Genomic DNA, 12,554 nt, shown 5'->3' on the forward strand with positions numbered 1-12,554 from the left:
CAGCATACGGACGAGGCTGACTCATTCTCACGAAGTAGCAAACTTTGCTCGCGGGATAGGAATGAGGCTCGCTTTCGAGATGAAGGAGCACATCTTTGGCGAAATACCCACGGGGATTGTCGTTGAACGCGACGTTCCTGCTCTGTTAGCAGCGATCGGACTGGCACACGATCTCGGTAATCCACCATTTGGGCATCTGAAGTGGTCAACAAAAACTGGCCACCGAGTTAGAGTTTTTCCAGTATCGATTTTCCGATTCGTTTGGGGGTAACCCACCGTTATATTCGTGCGGTCTTAGTGCGCTGTAATATCCAACGATATAGTCCGTTATGGCGTGAGCTGCCTCGCTGAAGCTTACGTAACCCACCACCGGCATCCATTCGTTCTTCAGACTCCTGAAGAAGCGTTCCATTGGGCTGTTATCCCAGCAGTTTCCGCGCCGGCTCATACTCTGTCTGATCTGGTATCGCCACAATAACTGCCGGAACTGCCTGCTCGTATAATGACTGCCCTGATCGCTGTGGAACATCACCCCGCCGGGCTTACCACGGGTTTCCCATGCCATTTCCAGCGCTTTCATGGTGAGCCTGCTGTCCGGCGAGAACGACATGGCCCAGCCCACTGGTTTTCTTGCGAACAGGTCGAGAACAACGGCGAGGTACGCCCAGCGCTTACCCGTCCAGATATAGGTCACATCACCGCACCACACCTGATTTGGCTCGGTCACGGCGAACTGCCTTTCAAGGTAGTTAGGGATAGCAACATGTTCATGACCACCACGTTTATACCGGTGAGTCGGCTGCTGACAGCTGACCAGCCCCAGCTCTTTCATGAGCCTGCCAGCAAGCCAGCGTCCCATCTGGTAGCCTCTCCGGGTTGCCATTGTGGCGATGCTTCTTGCTCCGGCCGAACCGTGGCTGATGCCATGTAGCTCAAGTACCTGACTGCGTAATACAGCCCGTCTGCCGTCTGGTTTTTCAGGACGGTTTTTCCAGTATCTGTAGCTGCTGCGATGAACCCCGAACACATGGCAGAGTGTGACCACAGGATAATGCGCTCTGAGTTTCCCGATTATCGAGAACTGTTCAGGGAGTCTGACATCAAGAGCGCGGTAGCCTTTTTTAATATTTCATTCTCCATTTCAATGCGTTGTAGCTTTTTCCTGAGCTCACGGATTTCAATTTGTTCCGGGGTAATGGGGGAGGCTTTTGGTGTTTTGCCCTGACGCTCATCACGCAGTTGTTTGACCCATCTTGTCATTGTGGAAAGGCCAACATCCATAGCTTTGGCGGCATCTGCCACCGTGTATTTCTGGTCAACAACCAGTTGAGCGGATTCGCGTTTAAACTCTGCGCTAAAATTTCTTTTTTTCATTGGAGCACCTGTGTTGTTCTGAGGTGAGCATATCACCTCTGTTCAGGTGGCCAAATTCAGTGTGCCACTTCATACCGACGCAATCTCAGGCATGACGGATAGTTATTTAATGCGCCTTCACGATGAGCTAAAATCACTGTATGAATGTGGTCTCAAACACCCAACTGCTTGAACAGCGTATCGCCGATTTTTTTACGCTTAGTGATGAGCATAAGAAAGCCAGAGTATTACTTGATACTCTGGCCTGTTCCTGTCCGGCCAGGATTTTTGGCGGGATGGTGCGTGACTTAGGCTTGTATGGCGTCGATGGATTCTCTTCAGACCTTGATATCGTCATCGGTCGCTCCCGTGAGGAACTCTTCCAGACATTGGCTGAACTGCCCGTCAAACAACTGCGTTTTAATAAGTTTGGTGGGATCCGTTTTCGTTATCACGACTTCGAATTTGATATCTGGAACCTCAATGAGACATGGGCATTCCAGGAAAAACTTATATTTTGTGAGGATGAATCAAGTCTGTTAAATGAGGTAGCCTGAGTTTAACGGACACTCCTTCCTGAAATAGAATGGCATCAGAAGGAGCTAATAATGAGCAGAAAAACCCAACGTTACTCTAAATAGTTCAAAGCCGAAGCTGTCAGAACGGTTCTTGAAAATCAACTTTCGATCAGTGAAGGCGCTTCCCGATTATCCCTTCCTGAAGGCACTTTAGGACAATGGGTTACCGCCGCCAGAAAAGGGCTCGGTACTCCTGGTTCCCGCACGGTGGCTGAACTGGAATCTGAAATTCTGCAACTGCGTAAGGCGTTAAATGAAGCTCGCCTTGAGCGAGATATATTAAAAAAAGCAACAGCGTATTTTGCACAGGAGTCGCTGAAAAATACGCGTTAATCGAACAATGGCGACAACAATTTCCCATTGAAGCGATGTGTCAGGTATTTGGTGTATCCAGGAGCGGTTATTACAACTGGGTACAGCATGAACCCTCAGACAGAAAACAAAGTGATGAGCGGCTAAAACTGGAGATTAAGGTGGCACATATCCGCACTCGCGAAACATATGGAACCCGGCGGCTCCAGACGGAGCTGGCAGAGAATGGCATCATCGTTGGTCGTGACCGACTGGCACGTCTTCGTAAGGAGCTGAGGCTACGCTGTAAGCAGAAACGCAAGTTCAGAGCGACTACGAACCCGAACCACAATCTGCCAGTTGCGCCAAATCTGCTGAACCAGACGTTCGCTCCTACAGCACCAAATCAGGTCTGGGTGGCGGACCTGACGTATGTTGCCACACAGGAGGGATGGTTGTACCTCGCTGGCATCAAAGATGTTTATACGTGCGAAATTGTCGGCTACGCCATGGGAGAGCGCATGACAAAAGAGCTGACAGGTAAAGCCCTGTTTATGGCGCTCAGGAGCCAGCGCCCACCTGCCGGGCTAATCCACTACTCTGATCGAGGTTCACAGTACTGCGCATACGATTACCGGGTCATACAGGAGCAGTCTGGTCTGAAAACATCAATGTCGCGTAAAGGTAACTGTTACGACAACGCTCCGATGGAAAGCTTCTGGGGAACGCTGAAAAATGAGAGCCTGAGCCACTATCGTTTTAATAACCGGGATGAAGCCATCTCAGTAATACGGGAATACATTGAGATTTTCTACAATCGTCAGCGTCGTCACTCTCGTCTGGGGAATATCTCCCCGGCAGCCTTCAGGGAAAAATATCATCAGATGGCTGCTTAAAAAAAGAACAAATGGTAGTGTCCGCTATTGCCAGTACACCTCAAAACACTACGCTAATGAGTTGGGATGCCGTGCTCTATGATCTACGTAGTGAAAAAATTATCAGTAAAGATAATTACTTGACCGACTTAAACCGCAGACATCTTGAACTTGTTCTTCATACTAACCCCAATCCAAGCGGTTCGGTAACGAAGATTTTACGCACTATTTTTACTAAGCAGGTAAAGAGTTTAGGGCCGGAACTCTGTCATTTCTTGCACCATGAACTGACGAAAAAACGTTATGAAGTATGGCATCACTACGATGTACTGCACTACCAGTCATCGTCATTTTCTCGTTCACAATTTAATGCATTGATAAATTTACTGGCGCAACAATCACGCTTCGCTGATCTAAAATTATCAAACTACAAATAACCATCCTCCACGTACTCCCTGAACGATACCCGCCACCCTGCTATCGGCTTGGCATCATCGCGCAGGCCGAAGTTCAGGCAATACAAATCAAAATCCAAGACTATCCAACAAATCGTCCACCTGATCCTGACTGGCTACCACGCCGGCTTTGCTGGTATCGACCTGAGGTCCATTAAGCAAACTCTGGTTTTCACGTTTTGGACGCGACTCCTGTTCCGGGATGTTTTCCAACAGCACCATCAGCAACTGGCGTTCGATCTCCTGAATGACATCCATCATCCGCTTAATAACCTGCCCGGTGAGATCCTGAAAATCCTGCGCCATCATGATTTCCAGCAGTTGCGCGTTAGTAAAGCTGGTATGCGCGGGTACATCTGCCAGAAATTGTCGTGTATCTGTTACCAGTTCACGGGCGTCGGCAAGGTCAATCGGATCGGCAAACCAGTCATCCCAACGTTGGGTTAACGCTTTTGCTGATTTCTCCATTTGATCCTGATGCGGTTGTGACGCCTCAACACTGTTCAGCGCCCGCTCCGCAGCCTGGGCGGTCATCTGCACAACATAGTACAAACGATCGCGCGCATCGGGGATGGCTTCCGCCGCTTCGGCAATGGCCTGAACCAGCCCCAGTTCCCGCAAACTGTCGCGCAGCATATGCGTCAGGCTGCCGATGCGCGCAATGATATCGCCAGCTGAATGCTCGTCAGCAGGTTTGATTGATGGTTGCATCATAGTCGCATCCTCACATGCCCAGTTTCTCAAAGATTTTGTTGAGTTTTTCCTCCAGCGTCGCGGCGGTAAATGGCTTCACCACATAGCCACTGGCCCCCGCTTGCGCCGCAGCAATGATGTTCTCTTTCTTCGCTTCTGCAGTCACCATTAACACTGGCAATGCCGACATCGCGCCATCCGCACGAATTGTTTTCAGCAATTCCAGGCCATCCATATTGGGCATGTTCCAGTCGGAGATAACAAATCCATAACCGCCTGCCTGCAACTTATTGAGAGCGTCGACACCATCTTCCGCTTCCTCAACATTATTGAATCCCAGCTCTTTCAGCAGGTTACGCACTATGCGTCGCATGGTGGAAAAGTCATCCACAACCAAAAATTTAAGTTCTTTATCCGCCATTTCACACTCCTGATTTAAATACGTATCGCCTGTCCGGCACTAATTGTTGCCAACATTTGCTGGCTTACCTGGCTAAGATCGACCACTTCGCAGACACCACCCATATTGATGGCCTCGCGCGGCATGCCGAACACCACGCAACTTGCTTCGTTTTGCGCAAGGGTCCATGCCCCCGCCTGACGCATCGCCAACATTCCCGCCGCGCCGTCGTTGCCCATACCGGTCAGGATCACCCCAACCGCATTACGCCCCGCCTGTTTGGCGACAGAATGGAACAACACATCTACCGAAGGCCGATGACGGTTAACCGCCGGGCCGTCGTGAATTTTGATTTGATAATTTGCGCCACTACGCGCCAGTTCCATATGCCGATCGCCCGGCGCAATATAGGCATGCCCCGGCAAGACACGTTCTCCGTCTTCGGCTTCTTTAACCCCGATCTGGCAAAGCTTATTAAGTCTGTCGGCAAAAGAGCGGGTGAAACCGGGCGGCATATGTTGGGTAATTAACAATGCCGGGCTGGAAAGCGGCAACGGTTGCAGTACGTGACGAATTGCCTCAGTTCCACCCGTTGAAGCACCAATCGCAATCAGTTTTTCAGAACTCAACAACGGCCCTGCCTTCAGCGTTGTCGGTGCTGACAATGGCTTATGTGCTGCAAGGCTCGCCTTTGCTGCCGTACGCACCTTTTCAGCAATCATTTCGCTATACGCCAGCATTCCTTCGCGAATACCCAGTTGCGGTTTGGTGACAAAATCTATTGCCCCCAGCTCCAGCGCGCGCAGCGTGACTTCTGATCCTTTGCCGGTCAAGGAAGAAACCATCACAACGGGCATTGGACGCAAACGCATTAATTTTTCGAGGAAATCCAGTCCGTCCATCCGCGGCATTTCAACATCCAGCGTCAGCACATCGGGATTGAATTTCTTAATCAAGTCACGCGCAACCAGCGGATCAGGCGCGGTCGCCACCATTTCCATGTCGCTATGGCTGTTGATGATTTCTGTCATGATCTGGCGCATCAGTGCCGAATCATCGACAGATAACACCCTGATTTTGCTCATCGTTAATCCTTACTTAGCGCATACACCGTCTGACCACGCAGCGTGAAGCGGCGCTCGAGGTGGCTAAAGTTTTCAGAGTGACCCGCAAACAGCAATCCGTCGGGTTTAAGGAGCGGAACAAAGCGGCGCAAAATCTCCTGCTGGGTAGTTTGATCGAAGTAGATCATGACGTTACGACAGAAGATCGCATCAAACGGCCCCGGCACGGTGTACTGTTTCGCCAGTAAATTCAGCGGGGCAAAATCAACATAGTTCGCCAGCTCCTGACGCACGCGTACCAGCCCTTCATGCGGTCCCGTCCCTCGCATGAAATACCGTTGCAGTTGCTGCGGCGTCAGGTTTTTCAACTCTTCATGGCGATAGATACCGCTTCTGGCTTTTTCCAGCACTTCGGTGTCGATATCACTGGCAAACACTTTCCAGCGTCCGGGCACGGTGCCCAATGTGTCAGCCAGAGTCATCGCAATGCTGTACGGCTCTTCGCCGGTCGAAGCCGCCGCGCTCCATACGCGATCCTCGCCAGAACGGCGACGTGCGTGATCCGCGAGCAGAGGGAAATGATGAGCCTCACGGAAAAATGCCGTCAGATTCGTGGTCAGCGAATTGATAAACGCCTGCCACTCACCGCTGTGCTGATTAGATTCCAGCAAGTTCAGATAATGACCGAAATCCGTCAGTCCCAGAGAACGCAAACGACGAACCAGTCGGTTGTAAACCATGTCGCGTTTATGGTCAGCCAGAACGATCCCGGCTCGTTGATAGATCAATTGACTTATCCGCCGAAAATGCGCGTCGGAAAGCGCCAGGCGCTCGGTCATCTGTAACAATAAAGACGTTTGCCCACAGGGCAGAGATGAAGTCATAGCGCCTTCTCAATCACTTCAGGATACCACTGGCGCAATTTGTAACTGCGCCGACTCATGTCGTGCTACTTCATGTTCTTCAAGGGTAAATACCGCCACACGCGACGAAAGATGGTCGGCCTGATTCGCCAGTTGTTCCGTTGCCACCGCCGCTTCTTCTACCAGCGAGGAGTTCTGCTGAGTCACCTGATCCATCTGGCTGACAGCCTGTGCAACCTGCTCAATCCCCCGCCGTTGTTCTTCCGACGCCGAAGCAATTTCTCCCATAATGTCGTTCACGCGGGTCACCGAACTGACAATATCGGTCATGGTCGCGGCGGCGTTATTCACCAGTTTCGAACCCTGCTGGACACGATTGACTGACTCTTCGATCAGCCCTTTGATCTCTTTTGCTGCCTGCGCGCTACGGCTGGCAAGATTGCGCACTTCACCTGCCACTACCGCAAAACCACGCCCCTGCTCTCCGGCGCGAGCCGCTTCCACTGCCGCATTCAGGGCCAGAATATTGGTCTGGAAAGCAATTCCGTCGATAACGCTGATAATGTCGCCAATTTTTTGCGAGCTGGTGGCGATCTCCTGCATGGTGTGAGTCATGGTACTGACCTGAACACCGCCCGCCTGCGCCGTTGTCGCGGCATTTTTTGCCAGTTCCGACGCCTGTCGTGCGTTATCGGCGTTTTGCCCTACCGTGGCGGTTAATTGCTCCATACTGGCGGCCGTTTGTGCCAGCGATGCCGCCTGCTGTTCGGTACGACTTGAGAGATCGTTATTGCCTGCGACAATCTCCGCGATCCCAATGTGCATCTCATGGCTTCCCTTACGCACATCACTCACCGTCCCACGCAAAGCCTGCTGCATGGTCTTCAGGCTGGCAAAAATGGCGGTGATCTCATTACGACCATATACCGCAATCGGACGCGCCAGATTACCCGCAGCAATGCTGTCAAAATGGCTACCGATAATGGCCAGTGGTTGAACAATCATCTTGCGCGTCCACCACAGCGCACTGCTGATGTAGATCGCCGCAACAATAATCATGCTGATAAACACCAGCGCCGAAATCTGATAGTTACGCTGGCTTTGCGCACTGGCGGCTTCCAGCACATGGTTGATCTCCAGCTGCCAGGCCTCAAAGTTAACGTCAAACGCATTCTGTGATCCCTGCACCGGCGCAGTGAGGAAATCCGAAAGTTGATTACTTTCAAGCCAGGTCGCCTGATGTTCGAGATCGTTGTGCCAGCGGGCAAAACTTTTCTCCGTCTCTTTTTGCAATGCCCTGACGTGCTCGTTGCCCGCAGTCATCGCCATAAAACTTTTAAACAGCGTGGTGGATTGCGTCAGACTGGCGCGCGCCGTCGTCATCAACGTTTTAATGTCATCCGCCGGATAGCTAAGCGCTGTCAGAGTGCCTGCTTTGTTCAGCGCGGTACTGGCCTGTAACATTACCGCCCGAGTTTGCGCTAATGCCGCACGTTGCTGATTGCTCTGCTCGCCGTGATTCAGTCGTTGCAAATCGTCGCGAAATGCCCAAAAAGACATGCCGTTACTGCCAATCTGCAAGATCCCGCAGAGAATCAAAATTAAAAACAGCGTGGTCGAAATTCGAATACGATTAAACATCAACGCTCCCCATCAGGCGGCAATGACCGCGTTAGTAAAAACTCGTCAAAATGTTTCCCAGTTTGGATCTTGTTCAGTAATTCGCAGTCGTGGCTGTGCCGGTGGTTGCTCACTGGCAGGACGGGATGGTGTTTGCGGTTTATTGGTGAGTGGGCTGGCTGCCAGACGGAACGCGGAAACCGCTTGCGTTAAACGACTCGCCTGTTCTTCCAGCGCAGCTGCGGCGGCAGCTGATTCCTGCACCAGCGATGCGTTCTGTTGCGTGACGCGATCCATTTCCGAAACCGCCAATGCGACTTGATCGATGCCACGGCTCTGTTCATCCGATGCCGATGCAATCTCGCCCATAATGTCAGTCACGCGAGTGACAGCATTGACGATATTGTTCATTGTTTCCCCGGCGCTTTCGACCAGCACCGAACCGGTATCAATGCGCGAGACGGAGTCTTCAATGAGGGCTTTGATCTCTTTTGCCGCCAGGGCGCTGCGACTGGCAAGATTACGCACTTCACCCGCCACCACGGCAAAACCACGGCCCTGTTCACCCGCACGCGCGGCTTCAACCGCGGCATTCAGCGCGAGGATATTAGTCTGGAAGGCAATACCGTCGATAACGCTGATAATGTCGGCAATTTTCTTCGAACTATCGGCGATCTCATGCATCGTTTTCACTACGCCATCCACCACTTTGCCGCCGTGCTGGGCGGTGTCGGAGGCACTTTGCGCCAGTTGCGAGGCCTGGCGGGCGTTATCGGCGTTTTGCTTCACTGTCGCGGTGAGCTGCTCCATGCTGGCGGCAGTTTCTTCCAGCGCGGATGCCTGCTGTTCAGTACGGGAGGAAAGATCGGTGTTGCCCGCCGCAATTTCACGGGTACCGGCATAGATGGCATCTGAACCTTCGCGGACATGAGTGACGGTGTCAGTCAAAGAGCGTTGCATATGTGAAACGCTCTGCGCCAGGTCACCCATTTCACTGCGCCCGTCAATGGTCAGGGTATTCGCCAGGTTACCACCGGCGATTTCGCAAATGTGAGCAATAATTTTTGCCAGCGGAGTAAGCAACATACGGCGAATGCCGTACCACGCCACCAGCAGAATCAATACCACCACCAGCGCGATAACCGCCAGTTGCCACTGGGCAAATCGGTAATCATCTGCGTTGTCAGTGACGATATCGCGATACAGTTTTTCACTGCTGAGGGCGTACTGAGCAAACGCTTCGCCCATTGCATTTTGCATTCCCTGGGTTGGCTGAGCGAAATAAGCTCCAGTATTGCCATAATCAAGATAATCAATCAGTTCAGTTAACGCTGTGTAATAGTTTTTATATTTTTCATCAAAATTACGGCTGGTAGCGACCATTTCAGGTAACGGTGCCATGCTTTTGAATTTTTTATAATGCGTCGCGGCCTGGGCCAATGTTTTCCTGGCGCTATCGAGCAATTCAACTTTGGCGTTACTTTGTTGATTGGAGGAATCCATCATCATCCGCACCGCTGAACGACTCAGGTTAATGCGCGTTTGCAGCATTAAATCCCAGGTTGACGTCAGCTCGCCCTGCTGTTCCCGTAATTGATTGGAAACCACAAAGCTCTTCTGGCTATGGTGAAGGGAAGAAAAAAACAAACTGCCGGAAATAAGCTGTAACAGTGCGAATACCCCCAGCACCATTACCAACAGCGTGACTACGCGGATACGGTTAATCATAAGGCACCTTCCTGAAAACAAGTTGATCTCGTTATCGGCAAGAAGGGGGGAAACTTTATTGCTGATGCCACCCGCCGCGAAATTGAAATAAAAAACCCGATGCGCAGATCATCGGGTTCATTTCAATTGAGGAAATCGGGAGAATTACGCCACTTCTGACGCCGCGCTATCTAACAGCGCCATCTCTTCGCTGTTCAGCAGTTTTTCGATGTTCACCAGAATCAACATACGGTCGCCCAGTGCGCCCAGTCCAGTGAGATATTCTGTTGAAAGCGTCACGGCAAACTCTGGTGCCGGACGAATTTGCTCCGCCGTCAATGAAAGCACGTCTGAAACGCCGTCAACCACGATGCCGACCACCCGCTGTCCGAGATTCAGGACGATAACTACCGTGTTGTCGTTATAGTCCACATCCACCTGGCTGAACTTAATTCGTAAGTCAACAATCGGCACAATAACGCCGCGCAGATTCGTGACGCCTTTGATAAACGCTGGCGTGTTCGCAATCCGTGTTACCTGATCGTAGCCACGGATCTCCTGCACTTTCAGGATATCAATACCGTACTCTTCATCACCAAGGGTAAATACCAGAAATTCCTGGCCTGACGGCTCGCTGGCCAGCTTTGTTACATTCGTCATACCGGTCATATTGTTACCTTTTTACTCATTCAGGCGGCGGTGTTCGCCATACGTTGTTCGCGGTTTATCGCCTGCAAGGCGGAGACATCAACAATCAGTGCCACGCTGCCGTCGCCAAGAATGGTCGCAGCAGAAATGCCGGGGACTTTGCGATAGTTACTTTCAAGGTTTTTAACCACAACCTGGTGTTGACCAATTAATTGATCCACCAGCAAGGCGTAGCGGCGACCGCCACTTTGTAAGATCACCACAATTCCCTGGGTGGCTTCGGTTTTCGCGCCCGCGACGTTGAACACTTTCCACAGTTCGACGATGGGCAGATATTCACCCCGCACTTCCAGCACCCGCTCGCCGCCGGCCAGTGGATGGAGATCGGCTTCACGGGGTTGCAGTGATTCCATAACAGCATTCAGCGGCAGAATGAAAACTTCATCCGCAACGCGTACGGACATGCCGTCGAGGATGGCCAGCGTCAGCGGCAGTAAAATGCGGATCGTAGTGCCAGTACCCTGCTTCGACTGGATTTCGACATGACCGCCCATCTCCTGGATATTACGTTTAACGACGTCCATGCCGACGCCGCGCCCGGAGACGTCGGTGACCTGCTCTGCCGTGGAGAAGCCTGGTGCAAATATCAGCATTGCAACTTCGTCGTCGCTCATGTTTTCGCTGACAGTCAAACCTTGCGAGGCCGCTTTTGCCAGAATTCGCTCACGGTTTAGCCCCGCCCCATCGTCGGTCACTTCAATGCAAATGTTGCCGCCCTGATGTTCGGCAGACAGAATTAAATTTCCGACGCTGTTTTTACCTGCGGCGAGCCGTTTTTCTGGCAGTTCAATACCGTGATCGAGGCTATTGCGTACCAGGTGGGTCAGCGGGTCGATAATGCGTTCTATCAGGCTCTTGTCGAGCTCGGTGGAACTGCCCACCAGCGTCAGTTCTACCTGCTTGCCGAGTTTTCCCGCCAGATCACGCACCAGCCGGGGATAGCGACTAAAGACATATTCCATCGGCATCATGCGAATCGACATCACTGATTCCTGCAAATCACGGGCGTTACGTTGTAACTGCCCCATGCTGGTAATCAAATCACCATGATTAACCGGGTCCAGTTCGCTGGAACGCTGGGCAAGCATGGACTGGGTGATAACCAGCTCGCCGACGAGGTTAATTAATTGATCAACCTTTTCTACCGCTACACGGATGCTGGTGGATTCACTGCTGCGCGTCGTTTTTTCCCGCTCCACGCGGCCGGTTGGCGCTTGTTCGGCTGCCAGTTTAAGCACAGGTGGGGTAGCTATTTTTGGCGAAACTTCTACTGTTTCAAAGGTAATCTGATCGGCTTCAATCACAAAACAGAGTACCGCTGTGATGTCATCTTCGGCGATATCGCCCGGTAATATTGCCGAGAGAGAATCCGCCCCTTTCACCACGTCATTTAACGTTGTCAGATGCCCCAGCTCTTCTTCCAGCAGGTCGACTTCGCCGGCCTTCAGGCGCGAAAGGATAATTCGTCGCGGCAACTGACTGCGACTTTGCTCATCTTGCGGTTCACTTTTGGCAACCACACTTAATCGGGTCACTGCGGATGGCGTTTCGCCTTTCGCTTCTAATGCCAGTTGACGCAAGGCCTGGCAGATATAATCGTAGCTGGCGGCATCCGGCTCTTGCGACTGTTTATAAGCGTCGAGCTGTTCTTGCATGATGTCCTTCGTTTCCAAAAACAGATTGATAATGTCGGTGTTGAGTTGCATCTCACCTCGTCTGGCTTCATCGAGCAGGTTTTCCATCAGATGCGTGGTTTCCTGCAAAACGCTGAAGCCAAAAGTTCCTGCCCCTCCTTTGATCGAGTGGGCAGCCCGAAAGATGGCATTCAATTGTTCGGCATCTGGCGCTTCCGGCTGCAAAACCAGCAGATGCTGCTCCATATCAGCCAACAGTTCGTCCGCTTCATCAAAAAATGTCTGATAAAAATCGCTTATATCGATGCTCACG

The 12,554-nt window shown here is 51.7% G+C and carries 12 protein-coding genes and 2 other annotated features; of the genes, 2 read left to right on the forward strand and 10 right to left on the reverse strand.

Going from position 1 to position 12,554, the window contains the following annotated elements; genetic code table 11:
• Window positions 1-197: 197 nt before the first annotated feature.
• Window positions 198-1,446 (reverse strand) — a mobile genetic element.
• Both SF1925 and SF1926 read right to left on the reverse strand, forming a co-directional pair.
• Entirely contained in the window at window positions 206-1,045 is an 840-nt protein-coding gene (locus SF1925; protein NP_707771.1) for an insertion sequence element IS911 integrase core domain-containing protein, read from the reverse strand. It overlaps the preceding feature by 840 nt.
• Window positions 1,072-1,410, reverse strand: coding sequence for an insertion sequence element IS911 transposase InsN (locus SF1926; protein ID NP_707772.1), 339 nt, complete (start codon window positions 1,408-1,410; stop codon window positions 1,072-1,074). It lies within the feature at window positions 198-1,446.
• 68 nt (window positions 1,447-1,514) lie before the next feature.
• On the opposite strand from SF1926, the gene SF1927 reads away from it, so the two are divergent.
• Window positions 1,515-1,910, forward strand: a complete 396-nt coding sequence (locus tag SF1927) for a hypothetical protein (protein ID NP_707773.1) — start codon at window positions 1,515-1,517, stop codon at window positions 1,908-1,910.
• Window positions 1,898-3,161: a mobile genetic element, on the forward strand. (Overlaps the previous gene by 13 nt.)
• Window positions 2,300-3,118: an insertion sequence element IS600 protein gene (locus tag SF1928; protein ID NP_707774.1), complete on the forward strand. Its 819-nt coding sequence runs from the start codon at window positions 2,300-2,302 to the stop codon at window positions 3,116-3,118. (Overlaps the previous feature by 819 nt.)
• Before the next feature lie 460 nt (window positions 3,162-3,621).
• On the opposite strand, the gene cheZ is transcribed toward SF1928, so the two are convergent.
• The 8 genes from cheZ to cheA all read right to left on the reverse strand — a co-directional run bounded on the left by cheZ (window position 3,622) and on the right by cheA (window position 12,553).
• Window positions 3,622-4,266, reverse strand: coding sequence for a chemotaxis regulator CheZ (cheZ, locus tag SF1930; protein NP_707776.2), 645 nt, complete (start codon window positions 4,264-4,266; stop codon window positions 3,622-3,624).
• 10 nt (window positions 4,267-4,276) lie between these two features.
• Window positions 4,277-4,666 (reverse strand): chemotaxis regulatory protein CheY, encoded by a 390-nt coding sequence (gene cheY / locus SF1931; RefSeq protein NP_707777.1) that lies wholly within the window; start codon window positions 4,664-4,666, stop codon window positions 4,277-4,279.
• A gap of 14 nt (window positions 4,667-4,680) precedes the next feature.
• Entirely contained in the window at window positions 4,681-5,730 is a 1,050-nt protein-coding gene (cheB, locus tag SF1932) for a chemotaxis-specific methylesterase (protein ID NP_707778.1), read from the reverse strand.
• A gap of 2 nt (window positions 5,731-5,732) precedes the next feature.
• Window positions 5,733-6,593: a chemotaxis methyltransferase CheR gene (cheR, locus tag SF1933; RefSeq protein NP_707779.1), complete on the reverse strand. Its 861-nt coding sequence runs from the start codon at window positions 6,591-6,593 to the stop codon at window positions 5,733-5,735.
• 18 nt (window positions 6,594-6,611) lie between these two features.
• Window positions 6,612-8,213: a methyl-accepting protein IV gene (gene tap / locus SF1934; protein ID NP_707780.2), complete on the reverse strand. Its 1,602-nt coding sequence runs from the start codon at window positions 8,211-8,213 to the stop codon at window positions 6,612-6,614.
• A gap of 45 nt (window positions 8,214-8,258) precedes the next feature.
• Complete coding sequence (tar, locus tag SF1935) at window positions 8,259-9,920, reverse strand: methyl-accepting chemotaxis protein II (RefSeq protein ID NP_707781.2); 1,662 nt, start codon at window positions 9,918-9,920, stop codon at window positions 8,259-8,261.
• Window positions 9,921-10,064: 144 nt separating this feature from the next.
• On the reverse strand, window positions 10,065-10,568 hold the full coding sequence (gene cheW, locus SF1936; protein NP_707782.1) for a purine-binding chemotaxis protein: 504 nt from the start codon (window positions 10,566-10,568) through the stop codon (window positions 10,065-10,067).
• A 20-nt stretch (window positions 10,569-10,588) separates the two neighbouring features.
• Entirely contained in the window at window positions 10,589-12,553 is a 1,965-nt protein-coding gene (gene cheA, locus SF1937) for a chemotaxis protein CheA (protein ID NP_707783.2), read from the reverse strand.
• Window position 12,554 lies beyond the last annotated feature (1 nt).

The organism is Shigella flexneri 2a str. 301 (genome assembly GCF_000006925.2).
In the GTDB taxonomy this organism is placed as follows: Bacteria; Pseudomonadota; Gammaproteobacteria; order Enterobacterales; family Enterobacteriaceae; genus ECMA0423.